Annotated in this window: 29 protein-coding genes and 1 riboswitch; of the genes, 8 read left to right on the forward strand and 21 right to left on the reverse strand. The window is 45.4% G+C overall.

Features of this window, described 5'->3' with window-relative positions; genetic code table 11:
* Positions 1-33: 33 nt before the first annotated feature.
* Positions 34-1,167: a glycosyltransferase family 4 protein gene (locus RKD52_RS16500; protein ID WP_454100562.1), complete on the reverse strand. Its 1,134-nt coding sequence runs from the start codon at positions 1,165-1,167 to the stop codon at positions 34-36.
* A 616-nt stretch (positions 1,168-1,783) separates the two neighbouring features.
* Between RKD52_RS16500 and RKD52_RS16505 the strand changes: the two genes are divergently transcribed.
* Positions 1,784-2,869 (forward strand): CotS family spore coat protein, encoded by a 1,086-nt coding sequence (locus RKD52_RS16505; protein WP_454101254.1) that lies wholly within the window; start codon positions 1,784-1,786, stop codon positions 2,867-2,869.
* Between the two features lie 66 nt (positions 2,870-2,935).
* On the opposite strand, the gene RKD52_RS16510 is transcribed toward RKD52_RS16505, so the two are convergent.
* From RKD52_RS16510 to mgtE, 13 genes are all read right to left on the reverse strand, one after another.
* Positions 2,936-3,355 (reverse strand): CotO family spore coat protein, encoded by a 420-nt coding sequence (locus RKD52_RS16510; RefSeq protein ID WP_454100563.1) that lies wholly within the window; start codon positions 3,353-3,355, stop codon positions 2,936-2,938.
* Between the two features lie 78 nt (positions 3,356-3,433).
* On the reverse strand, positions 3,434-3,883 hold the full coding sequence (locus RKD52_RS16515) for an SRPBCC family protein (protein WP_454100564.1): 450 nt from the start codon (positions 3,881-3,883) through the stop codon (positions 3,434-3,436).
* A 24-nt stretch (positions 3,884-3,907) separates the two neighbouring features.
* Positions 3,908-4,495 (reverse strand): putative glycolipid-binding domain-containing protein, encoded by a 588-nt coding sequence (locus tag RKD52_RS16520; RefSeq protein WP_454100565.1) that lies wholly within the window; start codon positions 4,493-4,495, stop codon positions 3,908-3,910.
* Positions 4,496-4,521: 26 nt separating this feature from the next.
* Positions 4,522-4,971, reverse strand: a complete 450-nt coding sequence (locus tag RKD52_RS16525) for a GNAT family N-acetyltransferase (protein ID WP_454100566.1) — start codon at positions 4,969-4,971, stop codon at positions 4,522-4,524.
* Between the two features lie 167 nt (positions 4,972-5,138).
* Positions 5,139-5,912: an enoyl-ACP reductase FabI gene (gene fabI, locus RKD52_RS16530; RefSeq protein WP_369732251.1), complete on the reverse strand. Its 774-nt coding sequence runs from the start codon at positions 5,910-5,912 to the stop codon at positions 5,139-5,141.
* 87 nt (positions 5,913-5,999) lie between these two features.
* On the reverse strand, positions 6,000-7,016 hold the full coding sequence (locus tag RKD52_RS16535) for a thiazole biosynthesis adenylyltransferase ThiF (protein WP_454100567.1): 1,017 nt from the start codon (positions 7,014-7,016) through the stop codon (positions 6,000-6,002).
* Complete coding sequence (locus RKD52_RS16540; RefSeq protein WP_454100568.1) at positions 7,017-7,784, reverse strand: thiazole synthase; 768 nt, start codon at positions 7,782-7,784, stop codon at positions 7,017-7,019.
* A 3-nt stretch (positions 7,785-7,787) separates the two neighbouring features.
* On the reverse strand, positions 7,788-7,991 hold the full coding sequence (thiS, locus tag RKD52_RS16545; RefSeq protein WP_369732247.1) for a sulfur carrier protein ThiS: 204 nt from the start codon (positions 7,989-7,991) through the stop codon (positions 7,788-7,790).
* On the reverse strand, positions 7,988-9,103 hold the full coding sequence (gene thiO, locus RKD52_RS16550) for a glycine oxidase ThiO (protein WP_454100569.1): 1,116 nt from the start codon (positions 9,101-9,103) through the stop codon (positions 7,988-7,990). Before thiO ends, thiS begins: the two co-directional genes overlap by 4 nt.
* Complete coding sequence (locus RKD52_RS16555; protein WP_454100570.1) at positions 9,087-9,707, reverse strand: thiamine phosphate synthase; 621 nt, start codon at positions 9,705-9,707, stop codon at positions 9,087-9,089. The genes thiO and RKD52_RS16555 overlap by 17 nt, the downstream gene beginning before the upstream one ends.
* Positions 9,704-10,390: a thiaminase II gene (gene tenA, locus RKD52_RS16560; RefSeq protein WP_454100571.1), complete on the reverse strand. Its 687-nt coding sequence runs from the start codon at positions 10,388-10,390 to the stop codon at positions 9,704-9,706. The genes RKD52_RS16555 and tenA overlap by 4 nt, the downstream gene beginning before the upstream one ends.
* A gap of 68 nt (positions 10,391-10,458) precedes the next feature.
* Positions 10,459-10,567: riboswitch (TPP riboswitch) on the reverse strand.
* Positions 10,568-10,649: 82 nt separating this feature from the next.
* Positions 10,650-12,503: a monovalent cation:proton antiporter family protein gene (locus tag RKD52_RS16565; RefSeq protein WP_454100572.1), complete on the reverse strand. Its 1,854-nt coding sequence runs from the start codon at positions 12,501-12,503 to the stop codon at positions 10,650-10,652.
* A 22-nt stretch (positions 12,504-12,525) separates the two neighbouring features.
* Positions 12,526-13,890 (reverse strand): magnesium transporter, encoded by a 1,365-nt coding sequence (gene mgtE / locus RKD52_RS16570; protein ID WP_454100573.1) that lies wholly within the window; start codon positions 13,888-13,890, stop codon positions 12,526-12,528.
* Between the two features lie 279 nt (positions 13,891-14,169).
* Between mgtE and RKD52_RS16575 the strand changes: the two genes are divergently transcribed.
* Together RKD52_RS16575 and prpE are read left to right on the forward strand one after the other, a co-directional pair.
* Positions 14,170-15,345 carry an FtsW/RodA/SpoVE family cell cycle protein gene (locus tag RKD52_RS16575; RefSeq protein WP_454100574.1) on the forward strand — a complete coding sequence of 392 codons (1,176 nt, stop codon included), beginning with the start codon at positions 14,170-14,172 and terminating at the stop codon, positions 15,343-15,345.
* 121 nt (positions 15,346-15,466) lie between these two features.
* The gene (gene prpE / locus RKD52_RS16580; protein WP_454100575.1) at positions 15,467-16,210 is read left to right on the forward strand and encodes a bis(5'-nucleosyl)-tetraphosphatase PrpE; all 744 of its coding nucleotides are present in this window, start codon (positions 15,467-15,469) and stop codon (positions 16,208-16,210) included.
* A gap of 582 nt (positions 16,211-16,792) precedes the next feature.
* On the opposite strand, the gene RKD52_RS16585 is transcribed toward prpE, so the two are convergent.
* The 4 genes from RKD52_RS16585 to RKD52_RS16600 all read right to left on the reverse strand — a co-directional run bounded on the left by RKD52_RS16585 (position 16,793) and on the right by RKD52_RS16600 (position 19,607).
* Complete coding sequence (locus RKD52_RS16585) at positions 16,793-17,686, reverse strand: RluA family pseudouridine synthase (protein WP_454100576.1); 894 nt, start codon at positions 17,684-17,686, stop codon at positions 16,793-16,795.
* Positions 17,687-17,693: 7 nt separating this feature from the next.
* The gene (locus RKD52_RS16590) at positions 17,694-18,488 is read right to left on the reverse strand and encodes an NAD kinase (protein ID WP_282034824.1); all 795 of its coding nucleotides are present in this window, start codon (positions 18,486-18,488) and stop codon (positions 17,694-17,696) included.
* A 21-nt stretch (positions 18,489-18,509) separates the two neighbouring features.
* Positions 18,510-19,145: a GTP pyrophosphokinase gene (locus RKD52_RS16595; RefSeq protein ID WP_454100577.1), complete on the reverse strand. Its 636-nt coding sequence runs from the start codon at positions 19,143-19,145 to the stop codon at positions 18,510-18,512.
* A gap of 78 nt (positions 19,146-19,223) precedes the next feature.
* Positions 19,224-19,607: a UPF0738 family protein gene (locus RKD52_RS16600; RefSeq protein WP_454100578.1), complete on the reverse strand. Its 384-nt coding sequence runs from the start codon at positions 19,605-19,607 to the stop codon at positions 19,224-19,226.
* A gap of 131 nt (positions 19,608-19,738) precedes the next feature.
* Between RKD52_RS16600 and RKD52_RS16605 the strand changes: the two genes are divergently transcribed.
* The 5 genes from RKD52_RS16605 to RKD52_RS16625 all read left to right on the forward strand — a co-directional run bounded on the left by RKD52_RS16605 (position 19,739) and on the right by RKD52_RS16625 (position 23,013).
* Entirely contained in the window at positions 19,739-20,329 is a 591-nt protein-coding gene (locus RKD52_RS16605) for a CYTH domain-containing protein (protein WP_454101255.1), read from the forward strand.
* A gap of 14 nt (positions 20,330-20,343) precedes the next feature.
* Positions 20,344-20,982 carry a lytic transglycosylase domain-containing protein gene (locus RKD52_RS16610; protein ID WP_454100579.1) on the forward strand — a complete coding sequence of 213 codons (639 nt, stop codon included), beginning with the start codon at positions 20,344-20,346 and terminating at the stop codon, positions 20,980-20,982.
* A gap of 196 nt (positions 20,983-21,178) precedes the next feature.
* Complete coding sequence (locus RKD52_RS16615; RefSeq protein WP_454100580.1) at positions 21,179-21,589, forward strand: globin domain-containing protein; 411 nt, start codon at positions 21,179-21,181, stop codon at positions 21,587-21,589.
* Positions 21,586-22,461, forward strand: coding sequence for a ClpXP adapter SpxH family protein (locus tag RKD52_RS16620; RefSeq protein ID WP_454100581.1), 876 nt, complete (start codon positions 21,586-21,588; stop codon positions 22,459-22,461). The genes RKD52_RS16615 and RKD52_RS16620 overlap by 4 nt, the downstream gene beginning before the upstream one ends.
* 375 nt (positions 22,462-22,836) lie before the next feature.
* Positions 22,837-23,013: a hypothetical protein gene (locus tag RKD52_RS16625; protein WP_454100582.1), complete on the forward strand. Its 177-nt coding sequence runs from the start codon at positions 22,837-22,839 to the stop codon at positions 23,011-23,013.
* A 45-nt stretch (positions 23,014-23,058) separates the two neighbouring features.
* Here the strand turns inward: RKD52_RS16625 and pepF are convergent, their stop codons facing one another.
* The 3 genes from pepF to RKD52_RS16640 all read right to left on the reverse strand — a co-directional run bounded on the left by pepF (position 23,059) and on the right by RKD52_RS16640 (position 26,349).
* On the reverse strand, positions 23,059-24,876 hold the full coding sequence (gene pepF / locus RKD52_RS16630; protein ID WP_454100583.1) for an oligoendopeptidase F: 1,818 nt from the start codon (positions 24,874-24,876) through the stop codon (positions 23,059-23,061).
* Between the two features lie 81 nt (positions 24,877-24,957).
* Positions 24,958-25,152, reverse strand: a complete 195-nt coding sequence (locus RKD52_RS16635; RefSeq protein WP_454100584.1) for a hypothetical protein — start codon at positions 25,150-25,152, stop codon at positions 24,958-24,960.
* A gap of 21 nt (positions 25,153-25,173) precedes the next feature.
* Complete coding sequence (locus tag RKD52_RS16640) at positions 25,174-26,349, reverse strand: competence protein CoiA (protein ID WP_454100585.1); 1,176 nt, start codon at positions 26,347-26,349, stop codon at positions 25,174-25,176.
* Positions 26,350-26,432: the final 83 nt, after the last annotated feature.

The raw sequence follows: 26,432 nt of genomic DNA on the forward strand, positions 1-26,432 counted from the left end.
ATTGACTTCTGTATCCAAAATGCTTCCCCCTCTCTATCTTCTATTCTCATATACACTGAGCAAATTGCCTGATACATTGCTCCAGCTGAAATCCCGCTCCACTTTTGAACGGCCGTATTTCCCCATGTCATTCCGCTTGCCCTGACTGTCCAGAAGAGAAATAATGGCTTGTGCGTAAGCATCGGGATTTTCAAAATCCTTAATAACATTGCCGTTTCTGCCCTCATCGATCACTTCAGGATTTCCTCCGCGGTTGCTCGTAATAATCGGCAAACCACATGCCATTGCTTCATAGTGGACACGTGCAAGCGGCTCCTGCCACTGCGAAGAGCAGACAAAAATATCGGACATGGCGTAAAGAGTCGGAATGTTTTTCGGCTGCACAAACTGAATAAACTGAACATTTTCAGGATACATGGCGCCAAGCGTATACAAATGCCTTACATAGTTATTTACTTCATTATCCCCGAACCATTTTGATCCGATAAAGACCATCACTGTGTCCGGATGCTTCTTTAAGATTTCAGGCATGGCCTGCAGAAGAATATGAGGGCCTTTTACCTTGCTCAGCCTTCCTACAAACAAAATCACTTTCTGGTTTTTCAAATTCAGCTCAGAGCGGACTTTTTCTTTCAGCCTGCGCCCTTCAGTCGTCCAGTCCGGAAAATAAGTCTTTAAATCCACTCCGGAGTAAACGGTTTTCACCTTGCCTTTTGCCTGTGGAAAACGGTCTGTAATCGTTCGTCCGATATAGTCGCTTACCGTCACAATCTGCGACACAGCTGCAATACAAGCTTTTCCTTCTTCATCAGACATTTTTTCAACAGCGAACATCTCGTTGTGTACGCTTAAGATCCAGCGCGCGTTTGGTGCTGCTGCCTGCAAAACAGGTACCCACGCCGGCCTGTTGCATAAGTGAATCACATCATACTTCACATTTTTCAAGTGCGCGCCAAGCGAAGATAAATACTCGCCTTCAGCAAATCGGATGTATTGAACCCCGTTCCGTGTTTCCTGATCAGGAAGATCCTGATGAGTAATGGAAAGTATAGTCACGTCATGCCTTTGAGCAATAAGAGGAGCAATGGCATCCAGATAAATCTGTATCGCTCCCCCTTTTATCGCGGGAACAGGAAGTTTTTCTGTTGCGATTAATGCAATCTTCATACGTTACCTCCATTCATCTAGTAAGCCCTTATCCTAAAATACGGAAACACAGGAGGCTGTGTGCCTTTCTCTGTGGAACTATTTTAAAAAAGGCGGAATCCCTATTAAGCTGAATCATTTTTAAAAAAGGACAGCTCATCAATAAAACGCCGGCATTTACCCCATGACAAAAACCGGCTTTGTTTCATAGTCTATGAAATAAAAGGATGGGATGGTGACCATATTGGAGGAAAACAAAAACACAAGATTCTCGAAGTCTTCAGAGGGAACGGTCAATGTTTTTTCACTCATTGACCGTAAAAACACTCCGCAGCGGACGGTAACTCCAGAAGAAAAGGCGGAACCTGGTGTTGAGGAAGAGCAGCTGATGACCGAGAGAAAAAGAAAAGGACAGAAAAACAAAGGAAAAAGCAAATCCAGAAAGAACGCCATGCTGCAGTTTTCTCCAGAGTCAGAAGAAGATGTACCAAAGGCGGAAGTTCAGAAGGAATCTATGCAAAAGAGCAGCATGACTGCAGAGAACGTCTCCCCTGCAGCAGAGGAAAAACCAAAGCAAAAAAAAGAAAAAAAGAAAAAAAACGCTTTTCCGCTTGAGGCGGCTAAAAGTAAAACCGTAATGGAACCCAAGAAAATAAAAGCGGAGAACAAGGAAGAAAAAGAAGAAGAAGACGTGTATGTGATGTCTCCTGAAGAGGAAGCAAAGCTTGTTAAACTCGCTGAATATATTATCACAAGCTGGGACGTGTCTGTCGACCGGATAGAAGTTATTCAAGGCGGCCAAATGGCCCTCGTATGGAAAATTCATACTCCAAATGGACCCGTCTGTCTTAAGAGAATTCACCGCCCGGAGAAAAAAGCTCTTTTTTCCATCAATGCTCAAAACTACTTAGCAGAAAAAGGCGGAAGGGTTCCCGGCATTATACGAAACAAAAACGATGTGCTTTTTACTAAACAGGGGCCGTTTTTGTTTGTTTTGTATGACTGGATTGAAGGCGGAGTATTTGATTTAGCCGTTGATCCGGACCTTGAAGTGGTCATGAAGGGTCTTGCTGAATTTCATCTTTGGTCAGAAGGCTATCATCCGCCTGAAGGGATCCCTGTCTTTAAGAAGCTCGGACGCTGGCCGAACCATTACATTAAAAGGTGCCAGCAGCTTGAGTCATGGAAGCTCATCGCACAAAGCACTCCAGACAATCCTTTTTCCCAGCTGTATCTTCAGGAGATTGATTACTTTATCCAGCAGGGACGGGAAACGCTTGACCGTCTGATGAACTCCAAGTATGTTCCGTGGATTGAACAGCAGTCCGCTAACCCTACTCTGTGCCACCAGGATTACGGGGCAGGCAATACGGTGCTCGGAAATGATGGTAAAATATGGGTAATTGACCTTGATACAGTCTCATATGACCTGCCGATCCGCGACTTGCGCAAAATGATTATCCCTCTCCTCGATACAACAGGCGAGTGGGATGAAGCGAGATTTCAGCTGATGATGAATGCATATGAAAGCGTCAACCCGCTGACTGACGAACAGAAAGAGGTTATGTATATCGACATGCTTTTCCCGTATGAAATGTACGACATTGCCCGGGAAAAGTTTGTCAGAAAAACAGATATGCTGCCGGAAGAACTTGCTCAGGCATTTGAGTACGAAAGAATTAAGGAAGCACATTTGAATTCCATGATCAAGTCAGGACAATAGCATGGCAAAGGGCGCCGGAAACGGCGCTCTTTTTTGCAATAAAAAAAGCGTCCCGGCAGGACACTTTTATAAGCCTTTCAGCGTAATAGACTGAATGTCTTCAAGCTTTACTTTTTCACCGTTTATTGTTGCGCAGTTATCTTTAAAATCTGTTACCTTGCCTATATAGGTCTGCTTATTGGTGGAGATGCTGCAGTTTAGTCCCGATAAGCGTTCCGGCAAATGAAGAAGCAGCTGCAGTTTTTCCTCGTTTGATAAGTCATTGAAGGAATGCAGGGGCTTTGAGAGTTTTTGCTCTTTTTGAACCGGCGCATCTTTTTTTGCTGCCTCATTCGCTGCAGGCTCTGCAGGCACAGGAGCAGCCGCTTCGGCCGGCGGATTTTTTCTCATCACATAGGTTTTCTGCATGGACGTTAGCACTGGCTCAAATTCCGGCTGAACAATATACAGCAGCGGGGGATTTTTCACAGATTGATGTTTTTTCAACAGGCTTCCCTCCCGGTTTAAATGCTTTACAAGAAAGTATATGCGGGGTACCAGGGTTTATGATTATAAAGGGGCTGACTATTCGCTTTGCTTTTGTGCTTCTATCGCTTTTTTCAGATGTTTCAAATGATCGCCGTCTTCTTTTTTCATGATTTTCGCAAAGACAGGCTTGATCAGTTTCATTTTGAACGTCTTTGCAGTGATTTCGCACACAAAGCGGATGACAGTCTGATTTCCCGCCTTGGTAAATGTGTAGTGATACTCGGTTTCCATTCCGTTCATTTCACTTTTTACGGAAAATTTTGCACTGGGTACGTATTCTGTAAATTCAATAACAGCAGATGCCCGTCTTCCTCTTATTTCCCGCGTTTCCCTGTACTGTGTTCCTTTTGCAGCAGGCCCGTCTGTCAGCTTTTCAACTTTTATCACGTTTTCCATGAACTGCAGAGCATTCTCCGGATTTGCTGCGAATGCAAATGCTTCTTCAATTGGGGCTTCAACGGTTACTTCATCATGAAATGCGCTCATTGTTGGTCCTTTCTATGCGGGTTTTTATCTTATTCTATCAAACTCTCCTGCTGGGATGTCTGACTTGCGTATAAATAAATCCGGATATTCAAGTACAAAACCATCAGTGTCTACATAAATCAAAGACTCAAAATCCCGGCACTGATAGGCAAATGTTCTCGTACTGTCTATCTGTTCAAGAAACGTGTACGTTTGTGATACTTTAAATAAGCGCAATTGGGGAACATCCACATAGACCATTTCAAAATTCCTTTTCTGGCCAGGCTCCCACTCATTCCGGTTAATCGGGAGAGAATTAGTAAAAGGTGTGACGGAAAGATCTACATCGATTGCACCGTTTAACTCCCCTATTTCCTTTCTATCAGGCCGAAACCAGCGTCCTTCACCGTCTGAAAGGATCTCGAGTTCTCCTGCGCCGGAAGCCGCTATTTTCACGTTCCTTGTCCGCCAATTTGAGTCCAGTTCTACAGCATAATTGACATGAAAAAGGACATTTCCCTCTTCATAAGTAACTTTTCCATATCCGCGAAAAAGCCCGCCTTCGCGAGCCAAACTGAAATGCTCTGTCCCAGACGAGTCTATCTTGTTCCAACTAACAGCTTGCTGCTGCATGTTCTTCCCCCTCTGCAGTTATTCATTTATACATTCTTTTCAAAAAACGTTAAGGAGATCTGTTCATTTACAATGACTTCTTTCACTTTCTGAAATCCATTCTTTTCGTAAAATCTTACTGCCGGCGTATTTTTTGAACCAGTTGAAACGCTGATTCTTTTTATCCCTTCCTGTCTTTCAGCATAATGCAGCAGGCTCTGGGCAATTCCTTTTCGAAAGTAGTCAGGGTCTACAATCAAACGATGGATATCCATTTCTTCATTTTCTATTTTCATAGCTAGTGCCCCGCATAGCTTATTTTCTGAAAAATAGCCATAGAAGCATTCTCCGCATCGCTGCAGGGTATCAATTGTATCTTTTAATGGAGGTATGTCATAAGAGCCAATTAATTTTGCCTCAACTTTATAAGAAGGGATTTGAATCGTTAAAACTTCTTCAGCTGTTTTTTTATCTGTTATATCCATTTTTATAATCATGTCTATCACCCATTCAATTGATTAGCTCGGCTGTTTCCATTTTATCACAATTCCCCATTAGCAAAGGTCATGCTGCCGGATTAAGCGAAATTGTTTGTACCGAACGCTCATGTTATAAAAAAGAACACAAAAAAGCCTCCCGCACACATGCAGGAAGCTCTGATCTTTTATCCAAGAATATGATAGCCTGAATCAACATGAAGGTTTTCTCCGGTCATGCCGCGTGCAAGGTCACTGAACAAAAACAGCGCAGTGTCGCCGACTTCTTCAGGAGTCGTTGTGCGGCGGAGCGGGGCACGCTCTTCAATGTCCTTAAGGATTGAGTTGAAGTCGCTGATGCCTTTTGCTGAAAGAGTGCGGATTGGTCCCGCTGAAATGGAATTCACTCGGATGCCGTCTTTTCCAAGGTCGCTTGCAAGGTAGCGCACGCTTGCATCAAGCGACGCCTTTGCCACACCCATTACATTGTAATTCGGAAGAACTCTTTCTCCTCCAAGATACGTAAGTGTGACGATGCTGCCGCCTTCTGTCATCAGGCCTCTTGCCGCTTTTGCAACAGCCGTGAGGGAATAGGAGCTGATGTTGTGGGCAAGCAGAAATCCGTCACGAGTCGTATTCATGTATTCTCCGCTTAATTCTTCTTTATGGGCAAACGCGATACAGTGCGCAATGCCATGAATAACGCCGACTTCATTTTTAATCGCTTCAAAACATGTTTCAATCTCCGCATCGTCTGTCACATCGCACGGCAGAACGATCGAATCGCTGCGGTCAAGCGTCTCAACGAGATCACGCACTGATTTTTCAAGACGTTCCCCTGCATATGTAAAAATAAGACGCGCTCCCGCTTCGTGAAGAGAACGTGCAATTCCCCAGGCAATGCTTCGTTTATTTGCGACGCCCATTACGACAACATTGCGTCCAGCTAATGATAAGTTCATTTGGAATCCTCCCGATTAATACATGTTATTAGTACCTGGTTATAATTATAGCATGTAATTGAAGCGGGAACAATCTCGCGTTGCTTTCTAACCCAAATACTTCTGATAAATCTTCCTTGCTTCAGCCGGGTCTTTTGTGCCGTGAATAAGCGCCCGGCCGTCACGAAAAACAACCACCCGGTTTTCACCTGCCTGAAAAGAGAGCAGATACGGATTGGCCGTTATCTTTTGGGCCGCACGTTCCAGCTGTTTGGCGAGACTTTGAAAATCAAGGCTTCGGGCTTCTGCGGGCCTGATCTGAACTGTATCCCTTCCGCATAGAACGGATGCTTTTGCGCTCTTGTCCCAGGTCAGATATGGATAGAGAGGATCTTCTCCGCACGAAGGACACGATGGACTTTTCACTTTGGCAACGCTGATTTTGCTGAATTGATTACGCCAGACATCAAAGGAAAGAAGCTCTCTTCTCATCGCTGATTTTTCTCCTGTCAGCCACTTCAACACCTCTGCCGTCTGGTAAGAAGCCGTGATTTGAACGGCAGGACTGATAATTCCCGCCGTATCGCACGTCTGGCCTTCCATCGGAATCTGCTTAATCAGACAGCTCAGGCAGGGACCCTCCCCCGGTATAACTGTATAGGTCAGCCCGTAGCTTCCGACACATGCCCCGTAAACCCAGGGAATTCCCTGCTTCAAAGCAGCATCGTTGATCAGCATGCGGGTTTCAAAATTATCCGTCGCATCCAAAATCATATCCGCATCATGACAGTAATCAAAGATGGAATCCGCCGTCACATCATCAATAACGCCCCTGATTTTCACCTCACTGTTGATGGAGGCAAGTCTCCGTTCAGCAGCTGCTGATTTCGGCATCCGTTCTTTTGCATCCTGCTCTGTATAGAGCTGCTGGCGCTGAAGGTTGCTCCACTCGACGTAGTCACGGTCAACGATTGTGATTCGGCCAACGCCTCCCCTGACAAGCATTTCAGAGCTGGCTGTGCCGAGTGCACCGGCTCCAATGACGAGCACATGACTGTTTATGATTTCTTTCTGGCCTTTTTCCCCAATAGGGGCGAATAGTTGCTGTCTTGAGTACCGTTCCATTTACGTTGTGATCATTCCTTCTTCAGGACTGCTTGCAACAGCATAGGATTTAACAGGGATACGGCCTGCTTCATAACTCAGCCGTCCCGCTTCGACCGCAAACTTCATGGCTTTGGCCATTTTCACGGGATCTGCTGCTCCGGAGACAGCCGTATTCAGGAGCACGCCGTCAGCACCAAGCTCCATCGCTTTCGCTGCATCAGCGGCAGATCCGATTCCTGCATCCACAATAACCGGCAAGTCAGTCTGTTCGATAATAAATGTGAGATTGAGTGGATTGATGATTCCCTGCCCTGATCCAATTGGGGATGCCCCGGGCATGATGGCGTGGACGCCTGTCTCTTCAAGTCTTCTGGCAAGTACAACGTCATCAGAAGTATAAGGAAGAACGATAAATCCTTCTTTTACGAGTTCTTCGCTTGCTTTAAGCGTTTCCACCGGATCCGGCAGGAGTGTTTTCTGACACCCAATCACTTCTACTTTTAACATATCACACAGACCTGAAGCTTTAGCGAGCTTTGCAATTCGGACGGCTTCCCCGGCCGTTTTGGCGCCTGCCGTATTGGGAAGCAGTGTGTATGCGGTCAAATCAAGCTTCTCAAGCAAGTCTGGCTGAGACGGCTCGAATACATTCATCCTGCGGACAGCAAACGTCAGGATCTCCGCTTCTGACACTTCTGCCGCTTTCTTTTGAATGTCAAAAGACGGATATTTCCCTGTTCCAAGCAAGAGCCGTGATTTAAACGCTTTCCCTGCAATTTTTAACATGTGTCATCCTCCTCCTACAAAATGAACCATTTCAAGAACATCACCGTCATTTAAAATTGCGCGATGATAGCATTCCTTATCAAGGATTGTTTCATTATGCTCAATCATGACCGTTTTATGGCTCAGCTGATAAAATGCCAGAAGATCTTCAATTGTCTTTATGTGCGAATCCAGCTCAGCTGTGCTGCCGTTCAATTTGATTTTCATGATTTCACCTCTGTCCGCCGGTTTAATCCAAACTCTCTTTCATACTCTTCCTTGACCGGGCGATTCAAAAACAAATCCCTTACCATTTCGCCTGTTTTCGGAGCCAGCAGAATGCCGTTCCGGTAATGTCCTGTTGCCGCATAAAGATTTTTCATTCCTTCATGCTTAAAAATATAAGGTTTTTCATCCTGTGTTCCCGGTCTCAGTCCTGCCCATGCTTTTTGGAAAACACCCTTTTTTATGCACGGCATAATGGAAACAGCCTTCTCCATCAAGGAAGCCATCCCCTGAATTGTAGGCTCTGCCTTCCAATTCCCCTCTTCCATCGTCGCGCCGATGATGATGCTCCCGTCAGATTTTGGGACAAGATAGCAGCTGTCATGAAAGACCGTTGACGCTAAACGGAACCCATCCGGCATGATGGAAAGACATTCGCCTTTAACAGGATGAACAGGAGCTGAGATGCCTAATTCCTTAAACAGCTGGCCGCTCCATGTCCCGCCCGTAATCACAAGTGCTTCACAATAATGAGTCTCTCCTGCAGCTGAAACTTCATAGTGAGAAGGCTCTGCCCGCTGTATACGTCCCGCTGCAGCTCCTTCAAGTATGGTTCCTCCGTTTATTTGTACCGCCCTTGCCAGCGCCCGGCAAAGAGCGGAAGGGGAGACCTGGCCGTCTTTTGCAATGAACAGGCCGCCTTGAAGATCCTCTGTCAGGTTGCTTTCTTTCTTTAGGACAGAATCCCTTGAGAGCCACTCAACATCCGGTTCTTTCCCTGCTCTATCCCTAAGGGAAGCAGCTTCCTCAGCCGTCATGGCAAGTTTCAGCATCCCATTGTAAACAAGCTGAATATCTATGCCTGTTTCCTCAAGTAATTCGGCTGCAAGCCTAGGATAAAGAGCCGCGCTCTCTTCGGCAAAACGGAAAAAGGCATCTGCCCTTTCCGTTTCTGTATGAGCCCCAAGCATGCCTGCTGCAGCGGATGATGCCCCGCAGCCGATCTTCCCTTTTTCAAATACAGTTACTTTCATACCTGCCTTTGACAGAAAATAGGCAGACATCAGGCCGATGACTCCTCCCCCGACAATTCCAGCATCATAAAATGTCCTCAACCGCCGTTCCTCCTTTCAGCTTTCGTGCAAGCTCTTTTGCCGCCTCCACGGGTTTGTCTGCTGAAAACACATAAGACATGGCTGCTGCTCCTGCGATTCTCAGCTTTTTCAGTTCCGGCAGCACACCAGGAGTGATTCCTCCAATTGCATAGACAGGGATGGATACAGATTCGCAGACTGTTTGAAGAAAAGAAATTCCTTTCGGCTCAAGACCGTTTTTTGAATTTGTCTGAAAAACATGTCCGGCAATCAGCCAGTCTGCTCCTTCTTTCTCCCTCTCGATTGCCTCTTTTGCTGAATGAACTGAACATCCCGCCCCGAGGTAAGGGTAGTGCTCTTTAACAAACTTCACAGGCAGCCCATGTGACGGAAGCTGGACTTTTGCCAGTCCCGACCGCACCGCTGCATCCACCCTGCCGTTCATGATCAGTTTTGATTTTGGAACCCCGCTGCTCGCAAGAAGCTCAACCAGCTCCACCAGTTCATCAGCTGACATCTTTTTTTCCCTTATATGAATGGCATCCGCAAATTTATGTACGTCTGTGATGATGGAAACCAGTGATTCTGCAGAATGCCTTCCATCCGTTACAAAATGAAGCTTCACTTTTGAAGCTGCAGCGAGTCTGCACGGCCCCACGCTTCAAGGTTTTCAGCCATATCCCAGAAGCGGTATTCATACATGGAGCTGATCAGGAAGTGTTCTTTCATCATCATGCGCTCATGCGCGCTTGCTTTTTCGGCCAGTTCATCAAAACGGTTCACCTGTTCAAGGACAAGCTCTTTAAACCAGTCGCCATGATAGGTCTCAATCCATTTTTCATAGACGGCATCATCAGGCTCACAATCCTTCAGACGCTCTCCCACTTCGTAATAAAGCCAGTAGCACGGCAGCAGCGCAGCTATGATTTCACCGAGATTTCCGGTCGCGACTGCGCGGTACATATGAGACGTATAAGCATATGCTGTCGGCGCCGGTCTAAATTCCTCGCGTTCTTTCTCTGTAATTCCGAGCAATTTTGAAAACTGCTGATGAAGGGAAAGCTCTGCTTCATAGGTTCCCTGAGAATGAACGGACATTCTGAACGTCGTATGCAGATCCGGGGCCATTGCACCGGCAAACGCCTGCACTTTTGCAAAGTGGGTCAAGTAATACGAATCCTGCATCACATAAAATTTGAACTTTTCTTTCGACAGCGTCCCGTCACCGATTCCTTTTACGAAAGGATGGTGAAAGCTCCCTTCCCACCACTCGTTTGCGTACTCCCTGCATTCTTTTGAAAATAGCATGACGTCTCCTCCATTTCTTTTTTAAACAGCAAAAAACCACTTTTCGCATAGAAAAGTGGTGTATGAAATAGACCCTTACACCACTTCCCTACGCTGGTGTTAACCAGATCAGGTTCTGAGGGTCTCGGTGGCAAACTCCGATCTCAGCCCTTCTGAAGGGCTCCCCTAGCGGTTTATCGTATAAAATTTTCTGAATGTTTTACATGCCCATCATACCACGATAAAAATATCTTTCAAGGCTTTTTCAGGAAATTCCTGCTTAATTTTTGTGAAACTCAAGCTCCTGCCTCAGTTCATCGATATACTCGGATGATCCCGTCAAAATCAGAAGATCTCCCCGTTTCAGCTCCGTATCGCCGTGAGGAACAATGGACTCATTCTCCCGGAAAATCCGGACAAAAATGACATCTCCCGTGAACGGGAAGCTTCTGAGAACCATGCCGTCATAACGTCTGTTGTTCATTTTGATCTGATAAAGGGCAGATTCGCTGTGCGTCAGGATTTTCATGATGCCCGGCGCTTCGATCAGGGCTCTGAGCAGCGTTTTGGTCGAGAGCAGAACAGAGAACACATCAATGTTCTTTGCTTTCAGCTGCTCATCAAGCAGGGGCGAAGCAATACTTGCAATGACCCTGTCGACTTCAAGCTCTTTTGCCATCAGGGCTATTTCCGCATTCGCATCCTCATCGCCTGTTGCTGCAATCAGAATATCCGATTCAAATACCCCTTTTTCCTGAAGCGTCTCAATCGAATAATCTTCAACCTCTTCGATTTGAAAAAGAGATTCGGCAATCTGCTGTTCGTTTTTATCAACATGCGTATGATAGATGATGGTCTCATACAAGTTCGGATTCAGTTCTCTTGTAACAGGCAACGTCATTTGGTTGGCCCCTATGAACGCAACCTTCAGTCTTTTCTTGGAACCAAGCTTTTCCGGGAAAAGCTTTTTAAATCCAATCGGCGTAAAGATGCTTGTCAGAACTGCCGTCAGAATGAGCGCCCCGGACATCTGCGAGTCAATAACATTCACCCGTTCTCCAATCGTCGCTGCGGCGATAACAAGCGACAATGTGGATGTAAGCAAAAATCCAGCAGCAAGAGTCGTTTTCGTATCGTACCATCTTTTTAAAAGATAAATCGGCACAACTTTTGATATCAGCAGCGCGATAAACAACAGCGGAATCAGCATAAGAATTTTAGGTTCTTTAAACAGCGACCAAATATCAAGGTCCACTCCAACCATGACAAAGAATATCGGAATCAGAAAGCCGTACCCGAACGAATCCATTTTCTGAACCATTTCCTTGTTCGGGGAAAGAAGAGATACGAGCACGCCTGCTAAAAAGGCGCCGAGAATGTTTTCTGCACCAATCGTTTCTGAAAGCGCAACAAGCACAATAATCAGCGTAAAAACAGCTCTTGTCCCAATTTGAATCGTGCCTTTAGAAAGCGTCTCGATAAACGATCTGCTCTGAAAGGTTTTGCCGATAAAATAAAGGGCAACACCAGCTCCGAACAAAATGAGCATCAGCCACATATTCGTATTTTCCCCGCCATAAATCGACGCAAAAACAGCAAGCAGAATCATCGTCACCAAATCGGCAATGACGGCGACAAGAAGAATAATCTGTCCGATGTTCGACTTCATGATGCCTGCATCCTTAAGCGTCGGCACGACCACCCCGAGTGAGATGGTCGAGATGATCAGCGTCATCAGGAACGCATTTTCAATAAATCCGATCAGAACAAACAGATAAGAGAGCAGCAGGGAAAGAATAAAAATGCCGACAAAAACAAGAAAAGAGACAAGGAACGTATTCGGCGCCTCTTTTCCGGATGGCAGCACCTCTTTTTTCCTGCCCCCGATAAATGCTGTGAAATCAATTTCAAGACCGCTCAGAAACATGAGAAAAATAAATCCGAGCATAGACAGCGTTTCGAGCCACATATCCTGCTGAACAAGGTCAAACCCGCTTTTGCCGATCACAATACCCATAATTATTTCTGCTACGACGACCGGCATCACTTTTATTTTGAAGCGGTGCAGTATGAGCGGAGTGATAAAAGCTGCGAGCAGGACAATAACAAGTGATGAAAAAGAAGCTCCGTGCAAGGTTTTTCCCTCATTTCTGTAGTTAGATTAAGTACTGCATAAACATAGTGGCCATTCCAAAATAAATAAGGATGGAAATAATGTCATTAATCGTTGTAATAAACGGGCCGGATGCAACGGCCGGGTCGACCTTCAGCCTGTGCATGATAAGAGGCACAAACGCTCCGGCAATTGTCGCGACAGTCAGCGTGGCAAGAATGGATACTCCGACAAGCAGACCAAGATACAGATCCTGTTTCCAGAAATACACGACGCCCGTTACAAGAACTCCGCAGACAGCACCGTTAATCAAACCTGTTCCCGCTTCCCGTACAATGATTTTGAAGTTTCCTCCTTCTTCATCCCCCATGGCAATTCTGCGGACGGCAACTGCCAGTGCTTGCGTGCCTGTATTTCCGGCCATTCCGGCAATTAATGGAATGAAGACAGCAAGAATTGCTACCTTATCAAGGGTCTCTTCAAACTGCCCGATCAGATTGGCCGTCAGCATCCCGAGAAATAAAAGAATCACGAGCCATGGCAGTCTTTTTTTAGCAGCGGAAAGAGGACCTCTGTCAATAGAGTCCACATCCGAAACCCCTGCGAGCTTGGAATAGTCATCAGATGCTTCTTCATCAATAACGTCCACGATATCATCAACCGTAATAATTCCAAGAAGGTGATTTTGAAAATCAACAACCGGCAGCGCAAGAAAGTTGTAATCCCGCATTTTCCGGGCAACTTCTTCCTGGTCTTCCCCAACACTGACGGAAAACACACGCTCACTCATGATTTCGCCAATCATCACATCGTCGTCACTCACGATTAAATCTCTGAGAGAGATAACTCCCGCCAGGTGCTTATCTTCATCAATGACATACAGATAATAGATGGTTTCAGCATCAGGAGCCTCATGCTTAAGGATATGCATCGCCGATTTGACGGTTTGATTCGCCTGAATCGCGATAAATTCCGTCGTCATGATACTTCCTGCTGTAAACTCTTCATAATGAAGGAGCTCGCGGATTTCCTTCGCTGCTTCATCGTCCATAATGGTCAGGTAGCTTGCAACCTGATCTTTGTTGAGCTCATTCAGAACATCTACCGCATCATCCGCATACATGTGCTCAAGCATTTGCGAAGCAAACCTTGGATCCATTTCTGACAGATACATTTCGTAGTTGTATTCTTCATCTTCGATATTTTCAAACAGGGCAGCCATCTCTTCAGGAGACAAATACTGATAGACCCTTGAACGCTCTTCCTGTTCGAGCTTTACGAACATTTTTGCCTGGTCATATGGATGCTTCTCCAAAAACAGCGAGCGAAAACCGTCAAAGTCTTCATTCTCTAATGCTGTCACGAGCGCTTCTGTCTCAATGACAACTTTTTCTTTTTCTTCTGACATAAAGAATCTCCTCCTCTCCCTGTCGCTAAATCACCGGGAAATCAAAATGTCATGAAATTGTGATACAAATCGTCTATTCGCTGTGAACATGCGCCGGTACGGCATTCTGCAGTCTTCACAACCGTTTTTTCATTGTGATAAGGTATCATGTTTTTGACTGATTTACAAATGAATCCTTTGCAAAACCGTCAATTTTCGCTAAGATTGTAAAAGATGATTTTCGCTTGCAAGCTAAGCACAAACCATATAATGACTGAAAGTACAAGAAAGGGATCCCGTATGAACACAGATAAATCCCCACAGCAGCAATTAGATTACACGCTGATTTTTATTATGTTTTTAATGGCACTGACCAGTGCCGTCGCCATAAGCAGTGCCCAGCCTACTTTACCCGAAAAATTGCAGAATATAAACTTTGCGTTTCTGCAGCTCAGATGGTACATCATCGGTATTATCGCCGTCATTGGAACGATGATTATCGACTTTGACCGCTTCAAGCAGCTCTCATGGTATTTATATGGATTCGGGATGCTTTTGCTCATCGGCCTTGAAATTCTTCCGCCGCCGATTGTAGAGCCGATCAAAGGCGCGACAAGCTGGTACACACTGCCCGGAATCGGAAACTTCCAGCCTTCTGAATTAATGAAGATCTTCATGATTATTGTGCTCAGCAGAATTATAGCAGATCACAGGGAGAAATACGCAACCAATACTGTGAGAGACGACTTGCTCCTATTAGGTAAAGTATTTGCAGCAGCCGCACCTCCCATACTCCTGCTGATGAGACAGCCGGATACAGGGATGACGATGGTTTTTTGCGCCATCATCGGATCACTGATCCTCGTTTCTGGCGTGAAATGGAAAATCATTCTCGGCTTCGTTTTTTCAGGTGCTGCCGTTTTTGCCATGGGAGTCGGCATCTATTTTGCCTTCCCGAGTTTTTTCAACACGTATATTCTTGATACGAACTCGTACAAGCTGGACCGGATTTACGGCTGGCTGAACCCTTATGAATACTCTAACGATATCGGATTTCAGCTGATTAAATCGCTCCTTGCCATCGGCTCCGGAGAATTATACGGCAAAGGCTATCAGCAGCTGGAAGTATACCTGCCTGAAGGACATACGGACTTCATCTTTGCGATCATCAGTGAACAGTTCGGTTTTATCGGCGGAAGTATTGTCATATCTCTGTTTTTCCTTCTGATCTACCGGATGGTTCACATCGCACTTGAAAGCAACGACCCGTTCGGCAGCTTTCTTTGCACGGGCGTAATCGGCATGATCACATTCCAGGTTTTCCAGAATGTCGGCATGACCGTCGGCCTCCTGCCGATTACAGGACTTCCGCTCCCTTTCATCAGCTACGGAGGAAGCTCGCTTGCCACTTACATGATTGCCATTGGAATTGTGCTGAATGTCCGCTCAAGAACGAGAAAGTATATGTTTGATTAACCCGCTTTGATGAGCGGGTTTTTCTTTATAATGGGATGCAATTGTGCATTTAATGGAAGAATAAATCCAGATTCTTTTTTTGATAAGATGAAGAAAAGAGAAAAGTAAGGAAGTGGCAGGTGTGAAGCTCGATATTATCGGAGATATACACGGATGTTTTGATGAGTTTAAAAGCTTGACGGAAAAGCTTGGGTACGACTGGGCCGGCGGATTTCCGCTCCACCCTGACCGGAAGCTTGCGTTTGTAGGTGATCTTGCTGACAGAGGACCAAAGTCGCTCAAGGTTATTGCAACCGTTGTGGCTTTAATAGAGAACAATGCAGCCTATTATGTGCCCGGCAATCACTGCAATAAACTGTACCGTTACATGCTCGGGAACAAAGTCCAGGTCGCCCACGGACTCGAAACTACCGCAGCAGAGCTTGAGTCCCTGGAAGAAGAAGAACGAAAACAGATCTATGCAAGCTTCATGAACCTGTACGAACAGGCTCCTCTCTATCAGGTGGTTGACGGTGGTGCACTGGTCATTGCCCACGCCGGGATCCGGGCAGATTACATAGGAAAAACGAACAAAAAGGTCAAAGAATTTGTTCTGTACGGAGATATTACGGGCCAAACGAATCCGGACGGCACCCCTGTCAGACGAGACTGGGCCAAGCTGTACCGCGGAAAACCCTTTATCGTGTACGGACATACGCCGGTGCGCAAAGCCAGATTCGTCGGGAACACAGTCAACATTGACACCGGAGCAGTATTTGGCGGAATGCTGACAGCCCTCAGGTACCCGGAAAAAGAGACGGTGACTGTGCCCTCTTCCATGCCTTACGTTGAAACACGTTTCAGGGAGCTGGACGGGACGGAGTGAGGGGATGAAGGTGGAAGTATATTGTTGTGAAAGGGTATCATTTCTATGAAAATGGTGCCCTTTATTTTGGATGCGGCGAATTATAGGGTTTCGTATTGGTGTAATGGTGTCTTATATTTTTGCGGCAATCTTTTATAGGGCAGCGTTTTAGGGTTTTGTTGGCCTATTTTTCAGATGGAGCATTTTATAGGGTTGCATTTTCATGTTTTGCTGCCCTATATTCCGGAGGGCGCATTTCAATAGGGTTTCTTTTCAGCAATCCAAACTCTTTTCAGGCACACTAACTACCTCTTTTTCTAGCAAGATCTTGGGCATTTTTCAGTTGATTTGCGTCCCTGAATGATGCAAGTCAGCTAAATCCTAGGGCTGGTGCAGATCCGCTCTTCTGTGCAGGATGCATTACTGCCGACAATCCGGCAAACACAACCAGCTTCATCCGATTTACAACTAACTATCCATGCATAACTACCAACTTTCCCTGTTTTACTACCAACCCTCTTTAAACCAGCATTTCTGCCAATTGACTCTATAGAATCCAACTATCAAAAACCGCCGGCATAATCGACGGCGGTCTTCTTTCAATTATAAACCTTTCAGCACTGCCTGCATATCTGCTGGAATCTCCGCTTCAAACGTCATTTCCTTCTCAAGAAGCGGGTGAAAAAAGGAGAGTACTCTGCTGTGCAGCGCCTGTCTCCCGATCAGGTCCCTGCTTCCTCCGTAGAGGCTGTCTCCGCAAAGCGGGTGCCCGATATAAGCCATATGCACCCGGATCTGATGAGTGCGGCCGGTTTCGAGCCGGAGAGTTACAAGGGTGTACTTTTCCGCAGTAGACATCACCTGATAATGCGTGACTGCATCCTGTCCGTCTTCCCGCACAGTCCGTTCGATGATGCTTTCCTCTTTGCGTCCGATTGGTGCATCAATGGTTCCGCTCTCCTCGGTCAAAGCCCCTTCTACTAAAGCGGCATATGTCCGCTTAATGCTTCCCTGCTTTTGCATGGAAGAAAAGAGCGAATGGGCAAAACGGTGCTTCGCGACAAGCATGAGTCCCGAAGTATCTTTATCCAGGCGGTTCACAGCATGAATGGTTGCAGCGATTCCGTTTTCCCGGTAATAGTCCAGCAGACCGTTTGCAAGTGTTCCGCCCGGGTGTTCTCTGGACGGGATTGTGGGTACAAACGGAGGTTTGTTGATCACAAGGCACCATTCATCTTCATACACAATATCCAAATCCATTTTTTCCGGAACAATCCCTGCGCTTGGCTCTTCAGGAGGAAACGTCACCTTCAGGTCATCTCCGGCAGAGAGCGCTGCACGGACTGTTGCATGTTCCCCGTTCAGCAGAATGCTTCCGCCTGCAAACTTGATGTCGGTTAAGGCACGCTTTGAAATTTTTTTCTCTTTCAAATAGTCTTTGATGGTTTTGCCTTCGTCTTCAGAAGGAATCGTCCATGATAATAAAAACGCGTCCACAGGCATGTCACTCCGATATGAATGAATCGCGGACACGCTTCCAGAATGGAAACGGTCTGAACCGCGCAAATCTGATTTTTTCATTGGCTACCCTGCACTGAATCGATTTTACATCTTTGTGGAGAAGTGTTAAGTGATCGATTGTAATTTGAAAATCCACATCGTTAACCGGTTTCAGCAGGCATGTGTGATGGTCCGGCAGCACAAGCGGCGAACCTACCGTTCTAAACACTCTGTTGTTGATGGAAGCCATTTCAGCCACTTGAATGGCAGGGATAGAGGGATGGAGAATGGCTCCTCCAAGGGCTTTATTATAGGCTGTCGAGCCGGATGGCGTTGACATGCAAAGCCCGTCTCCTCTGAACGTTTCAAAAAGCTGGCCTTTGATTTCTACATCCATAACAAGAGAGCCTTCTATGGCCTTCACGGTGCATTCATTGAGAGCAAGGTATCTTGCTTCTCGTCCGCCGTCATTATGTCTGATGATGACCTCAAGCAGCGGATATTCCACTACCTGATAAGGCGTTTTGGCAATGGCGATCACAAGCTTTTCAATTTCATCAGGGACCCAGTCTGCATAGAACCCGAGATGTCCCGTATGCACCCCTACAAAAGCCGTTTTATCAAGTCTGCTTCGGTATCTATGAAACGCATACAGGAGCGTTCCGTCTCCTCCTACAGAAATCACAATATCAGGCTTGTCCTCGTCATACTCAAGCTGAAAGTCCATCAAGTAGGCTTTCATTTTATGCATCAAAGTATTTGATACCGTGTCACCTTTAGATGTTACTGCAAATTTCATAGCAGTATGCCCCTTTTTTCATCATTTATCATTCTTGTCCGTTTTCCTTGAAAAAATGACTTGTGCATCCCGTATCTCCCCGCGGATTTTAGACATCTCTTCATCAAGCAGAAATGCTGCCTCCGCAGAGCTTTTCAGCCTGATTTTAATGTCCTCCGGAAAATTCCCGCTGTATTTGTAATTCAGGGAATGCTCAACGGTCGCCCAGAAGTTCATCGCAAGCGTCCGGATCTGAATCTCCACAAGGATGCTCTTCTCCCCTGAAACCGTCTGGACAGGATACTCTGCCACCACGTGATAGGAGCGGTATCCGCTTGCTTTTTTCTGTGTAATGTAATCCCGTTCTTCAATGATTTTAAAATCGTTCCGCTTCCTGAGCATCTCCACTACAATTTTAATATCATCAACAAACTGGCACATCATGCGGATGCCTGCAATGTCCTGCATATCGCGTTCCAGAGCGTCAAGCGGAATTTCTTTTCTCTTCGCTTTATCCAGAATGCTCGCGATTGGCTTCACCCTGCCGGTAACAAATTCAATTGGGGAATGCGTCCCTTCTAATTCATACTGAGATCTGGTTCCTCTCAGCTTTACTTTCAGCTCATCCACCGCCTGGCGGTACGGAGCTAAAAACACTTCCCAGTTTCTTCCGATCATAACCTTCCCCCTTTTGTAAAAAAACGAAGCTGCAGCGTGCACTGCATTTGATCTCTTTTTAAGAAAATCCCTTATGTATCAATCTTCCAAACCGAACGTTTCTACTGCTTTTCTTTCCATTTCTTCCCCGTAGTTTGCATTTCCTTTTATGTTTTCAAGCAGGGCTGATAATTCATCATGAAGATCCTTAAGCTCAATCGTCAGCCCATTGACCGTCAAATATGCCGGTATGTTGCTGTCGAGTGTTTGTTTAAGCTCCGGCCAAATCTTTGAAGGAAGATTAGCGTAGATGAATTCTTCTTGATAATCCAATATGTATATAAATGAAAGCTGATCCGAATCTGCAAGCACCTGGCCCACGGCAGTAAGTCCTGCAAGGTCTGACTCTTCAAAAGGCTGTGCCTGAAAGATCATCCGGTCATTTTCGCGTACTGCCCCTGTTACTTCAATTCTCTGTTTCATAGCAATCTCCTTCCAAATCAATTCCACGTCTATTCTAACATATTCCCCCTTTACATGATAAACATTGAAAACCCGTTTTTTAATTGCGATAATGGAAGAAGATAGTGTCAGAACGGAAAGGAACATCGTATATGAACCAGGAAATTGAAATTGAATATAAGAACCTGCTTACAAAACAGGAATTTGACAGATTGACCGATTTTTTCGGCTTTACAAAAGATGCATTCAGCCTTCAGGAAAACCATTACTTTGACACGCCTGATTTTCAGCTGAAAGCCTCAAATGCTGCCCTGCGCATCCGTTTTAAAAATGGAAGCTATGTGCTTACACTGAAAGAGCCTGCAGAGATCGGACTGCTTGAAACACACCAGCAGCTGCACAAAGAAGAAGCGGAAGGGCTTTTGTTTTCGAATGAACGGCTGAGAGAGGGAGCCATTACAAAACAGCTCCAAAACCTCGGAGTAAATTCAGGTGACTTGAGGTTTTTCGGGACGCTGTCCACCTCACGGGCTGAAAAAAACACAGATGAAGGCTTAATTGTGCTTGATCACAGCCGATATTTAAATAAAGAGGATTACGAAATTGAGGTTGAAGTGACAAATGCGGAAGAGGGATATCGTTCTTTTCAGAACCTGCTTGCCTCTCAACAAATTCCGGTTCGCAAAACCCCTAATAAAATCAAACGTTTTTACGACCAAAAACTTCTGACGGAAAACAAGTAAGGAGTAAAAAGCAAATGGATATCGCCCATCTCAAATCAGCCCTGCAGCTGCAGGCATTGCGGAGTCTTTCAGGAGAAGAAACAACGGTTTCCCCCCTGTCCTCCCATTCTTATTTCAAGGATGTTTTTCAGTCTTTTATCAATGAGGACCAGAAAAACGATTCCGTTGCTGTCCGTACGCCAATTGGACTGCCGGTCCAGCTGACTCAGCCAGCGCCTTTACTGAAAGATCACGTTCAAATAGAGAGTGCTCCAAAGCCTATGCCGGAAAATAAAACCTCACATATTGACGGCATTATTTCTGAAATGGCAGCCAAATATGGTGTGGACGAGAAATTGATCCGTTCAGTCATCAGACAGGAATCAAACTTCAATCCGGATGCGGTCAGTCATGCGGGGGCGGCAGGACTCATGCAGCTCATGCCTGCCACCGCCCGGTCACTTGGCGTATACAACGCTTTTGACCCGGTTCAGAATGTGGAAGGCGGCACGAAATACCTGAAGCAAATGCTCACGAAATACAGCGGAAACGTATCGCTTGCTCTCGCTGCCTATAATGCAGGGCCGGGGAATGTGGATAAATACGGCGGAATTCCCCCTTTTAAAGAAACACGCAGCTACGTTCAAAAAATTACAGATGCCTATTACGCCTGATGAAGAGCTGATTCCAATGAATCGGCTTTTTTTAATGCTGTTTCAAATACAGGACAGACCAGAAAAATCCCTGTCGCCTAAAAGCATAATTCCTTATATAATGAGAAAGAACTAAAGACACTCAGAGCAGTTTGTTTGAGCAATGGCAAGTCAGTTGTTACAATAAGCTTATTACGAAATAAAGGAGATCACTGGAATGGCTGATCAATTTGCAACACCGTACGAGGCGATCGGAGCAGATGCACTTTCGCAGCTGGTTGATGCCTTTTACCTAAGAGTGCATAAGCATCCTCTGCTCTCTCCGATTTTTCCGGATGATTTATCGGAAACAGCCAGAAAACAAAAACAATTTTTAACGCAATACTTGGGCGGACCGTCTTTATATACAGAAGAACACGGACATCCCATGCTTCGCGCCAGGCATTTGCCATTTGAAATAACGCCTGAGAGAGCACGCGCGTGGCTGTCCTGCATGGAAGAAGCAATGGACGAACTGGATCTGGATGAACGATTTCAAGCATGGTTTTTTGAACGGCTGGAGCTGACGGCCCGGCATATGGTGAACACACCTGACAAAGAGCTGCAAGAGAAAGGGATACACCAATGATGATAAGCCACAGTGAGAATACGGCCCCTTTTTTCTCTCACTGCCAGGGAAATTCAAAGAAACCGCTTGAAATCTATATGTTTGTCGATCCTTTATGTCCTGAATGCTGGGCTCTTGAGCCGATTATTAAAAAACTTCAGATTGAATACGGGCGTTTTTTCACTTTGAAACACATTATCAGCGGCCGTATCAACACGCTTAATCAATTCAAAAAGAGAACACCCGTCAATCAGTCAAAAGCATGGGAGAAAACGGCCAGTCTGACCGGCATGTCCTGCGACGGCATCCTTAAGTCAGAAAGCAGCATTTCAGCACCTTTTGCAGCATCCCTGGCGGTTAAAGCTGCCGAGCTTCAGGGAAGAAAAGCCGGAATCAAATATTTGCGGAAGCTTCAGGAAGTTCTGTTTCTTGAAACGAGAAATATTTCAGAAGAAAGAGTACTCCTGGAGATTGCAAAAGAAGTAGGACTGGACGAAGATGAATTCATAAGAGATCTTCATTCGCCAAGCGCCGCGAAAGCACTTCAATGCGATTTGAAAATTTCTTCCGAGATGGAGGTTCAGGAAAATCCCACTCTTACGTTCTTCAATCAAAATGTGGATGAAGAAGGACTGAAGATAAGCGGAATCTATCCTTACGAAATGTATGTAGGCATCCTGTCCGAAATGATCGGGGACCTGCCGAAAAAATCTGTCGCTCCCCCTCTTGAAATCTTTCTGAGCTATTACCGTTTTGTAGCCACAGCCGAAATTGCCGCTGTCTACAATTTGACCCATGAAGATGCGGATAGGGAAATGAAAAAGTACATGCTTGCTCAAAAAGCAGAACGTGTCCCGCTCAAACACGGCACTTTCTGGAGATATATCGGATGAACGGACCCTGTACATATGTACGGGTCTTTTTCTTATTCCCTTTGGACACCTTTAAAAAACCAGATGATGTGCAGGATCCAAAAAGAGTTCAGCGTCACCTTAGATAGAAAGCGCTTACAATACAAACATTAAAAAGACTCCGCACGGGTAATACGGAGTCTTCTGTATGTCTTAACGACAACAAAGGGGATGGGAGAAATTTTTCACGGTCAAACAAAGGGGTAAATGTTTGTTTGTGATTAATTTCACATCTATAATATATCAGATTCTGTCGACTTATGACAACCCATTGATCTTCATTTCACAAATTTGTCACAAACATAAAAATGCCCGGCACTTCATAGTTTTTTAAAAAGGTCAATCCGGGAGGAGATTATGAATAACCGCATCCCCTTGCTTATCAGCTTCGTAATCCTGCTTATCAGCTTTTTCCTGAACGTTCTTGGGCTGATGGAAATGTTCCCGCTGCTGATTTCTTCGCCGCTTTTGTTTGTTTCCATTTTTGTAACTCTGTACTTTGTGAATCACCGGAATACGTTTAAAGGGTTTTAGATGAAAGCAGAAAACCTGCAGCAATGATCGCTGCAGGTTTTTCTTTTATTCAGACAGAAGCTGTTCCATTTCGTTCAGTTTCTCTTCAAACACCTTCAGCGCCTCTTCAATCGGCTCTTTTGAAGTCATGTCTACGCCGGCTTTTTTGAGGACTTCAATCGGGTAGTCAGAGCTTCCTGATTTGAGGAACTCAATGTATCGTTTAACGGCAGGCTCCCCTTCTTCAAGGATCTGTTTGCTGAGCGCCGTAGCTGCACTGAACCCTGTTGCATATTGATAGACATAGTAGTTGTAGTAGAAATGAGGAATTCTTGCCCACTCAAGCCCGATTTCTTCATCTACAGTCAAATGTTCTCCGAAGTATTTTTTATTCAGATCATAGTACAGTTCAGTCAGAAGATCAGGAGTCAGCGGCTCTCCGTCCTGTGCTTTTTTATGAATGGCATGCTCATATTCCGCAAACATCGTCTGGCGGAAGACCGTGCCTCTGAATCCTTCAAGGTAATGATTTAAAAGATACAGCTGTTTCTTCTTATCATCGATTGTTTTCAGCAGGTAATCATTCAATAGTGCTTCGTTGCAGGTAGATGCCACCTCTGCCACAAAGATTGAATAGTGCCCGTACTGATAAGGCTGTGAATTGCGTGTGTAGTAGCTGTGCACAGAGTGCCCGAATTCATGTGCAAGTGTAAAGAGATTATTTACGTTATCCTGCCAGTTCATAAGGATATAAGGATTTGTTCCGTATGTGCCTGATGAATAGGCGCCGCTTCGTTTTCCTTTGTTTTCATGAACATCGACCCAGCGGTTTTCAAACCCTTCGTTTAAAATAGCGATGTACTCATCGCCAAGAGGAGCAAGGCCTTTTAAAAGGTAATCCTTTGCTTCTGCGTACGGTACCTTCATCTTCACTTCTTTTACGAGCGGTGTGAACAGATCATACATGTGCAGCTCTTCAAGTCCAAGAACTTTTTTACGGAGCTCAATATACTTGTGCAACAGGTGAAGGTTGTCATTCACCGTTTTCACAAGGTTTTCGTATACTTCTTCCGGAATGTTGTTGTTGCTGAGTGCCGCTTCGCGCGCAGAAGAATAGTTTCTTACTGTTGCGTAGAAATTATCTTTTTTAACGGCTCCGCTTAACGTGCTTGCGAATGTATTCTTGTATTTGTCATACGTGCCGTATACAGCTTTGAATGCATCTTCTCTTACCCTGCGGTCTTCGCTTTCAAGAAAGCGGATATAGCGGCCGTGGGTGACTTCCACTTCTTCGCCGTCTTCATCCTTGATGGACGGAAATTCAAGATCTGCGTTGTTCAGCATTCCGAATGTATTGCCTGAAGAACTGAGAACATCCGATGCTTGAGCAAGCATGGCTTCCTGCTCGGCTGAAAGAACGTGCGGGCGCTGGCGGTTAATTTCATCCAGTGTATGTCCGTACACCTTCAGTTCTTCTTTTTCCTGAAGGAATTCTTTGATCTTCACTTCATCCATTTCAAGGATTTCCGGTATCATGTAGGATGACACGCTGCTTGCCTGCGTATAGAGGTTTGCGGCGCGGTCGTTCAGTCCCTGATAGTGGGAGTTCCCTGTATCCTGATCGTATCTCATGTGAGCGTATGTATAAAGCTTGCCAAGTCTCTCCATTACTGAATCCTGATACGTTAAGGCCTCAAGAAAGGCATCTGCAGAATCTCCAAGCTTTCCTTTAAACTCTTCCATTTTCGGCAGGGCTGCTTTTACTTCTTTAAATTCCGCTTCCCATGCCTCGTCGTCTTTAAAAATATCTTCAAGTCTCCACGTGTCTTCTACAGCAATTTCAGACCGTTTCGGCAACGTTTTTGCAGCTGTTTGTTCTGTCATGGAAATATCCCCCTTTTAAACATGATTACTCCAATAATATTCTATATTTTCTATCAAATCAATTGAAGAGTCTTGCTATTTTCACTCAACATCAGACATTTCCCGACGGGGTCCGTCATTTTCTCCCTCGTGTTTCTGCATCGATTTTGCAAGGATGTAGGCAATGGCTCCCGTGCTTGCTGCTGTTACAGTAAAATCAAATAAAGTCGCTTTCTTTTTCTTCTTATAAAACATACTCATTCCTCCATTTTTCGTTTTGTCCTTAGGTTGCTGCATCTCCCCCCTGTTCATACTCATTTATCTTTTGTTTAAAAGCTCATTGTCTCTTTTTAAAAGCTCCTCCTGATTCTGAGTCCAGTTCAGCTCTGCCGTTTTTCTGTATGAATAGGTGGTTTCCTTTTCGATCAATCCTGTTTGAGTCAGCGCCTCAAGGTAAGCCCGGACAGGTGCTCCGATGGATACGTGCTTCAAATGGCTGATATCACGTCTTACAATCTGGCGGTCACGCTTTATTTCATTTCCTGCATCTTGCAGCTGAAAGACTGAACGCACAGATAAAGAGTCTATAAAAAGCAGGATCTTTGTCTGCCAAACGTAAACAGCTGTATGAAAAAGATATCCAGTCGCGACAGGAATGAAGGCTTCTGAAGGAAGACATGACAGCGGAATTTGCTTTTTTTCATAGAGAGTTTGCTGAAGGGATTTCAGTTCTTCTGATAAGTGGATGTGCGGCTTAAGCCGGTGCATTTTGACGAGGTTCAGCCACTGTGTCCAATTTTTTGGCGATGGCGCTGCCTGCGGAGTTACATCGTGAAGGGAGATATGACGGATGGGTTTGACTGAGGGAATGGATGTGAACACTTGCTTGGAAAATGGGATGAGGTGTTCGATGAGAAGAAAAGCCTGAAGGGACGAACAATAAGACAGGAGATATGGTGGACCAAGAATATCAGGCCCCTGTTTTGCAAAAAGCCATTGAAACGGAGAGATGCGAAAGGTGCTGCTGCTTAATCTTACCGCGTTTTTTGCTCCAAGAATCCAGAGCGGTTCAATATTTGCCTGCTTATACTGCGAAGTTCGTTTATAAAACTGGGCGGCAGGTAGGGCTGAACACTGAAATTCGACGGCAATTTTTCTTTGCCCTGTGTCTGCATAAACGTCCGGCCTCTGCATAATCTCAGGAAAATAGCGTTCCATTTCTGTTTGGACCATGTTTTGACTTTTCAGCCACTCGTACAGCTGGATCTTACCGTTCAGGTGATAGTCTGATTCAGGCTCGTGGTCGATGAGGCAGGATTTCAGTTTCTGATGGGCAAAATGAGGAATGTTAATGCTGCCCGCTTTCAGGTCAAGGGGATGTTCACACACGGGACAGTAATGCGTTTTTCCGCGCATACGGTGCAGATCTGAATGACCGTTCCTTATCGATGTCAGATTGATCAGTCTGCCATCAGCATCTTTGGCTATCAGCATGTTTATCTATCAGCTCCTATTTAGAATTCTTTTCCATTATACAATATACAGGAGAAAGAAAGCACAAAAAAAGACACACCTCT

Source organism: Metabacillus sp. SLBN-84 (assembly GCF_053629595.1).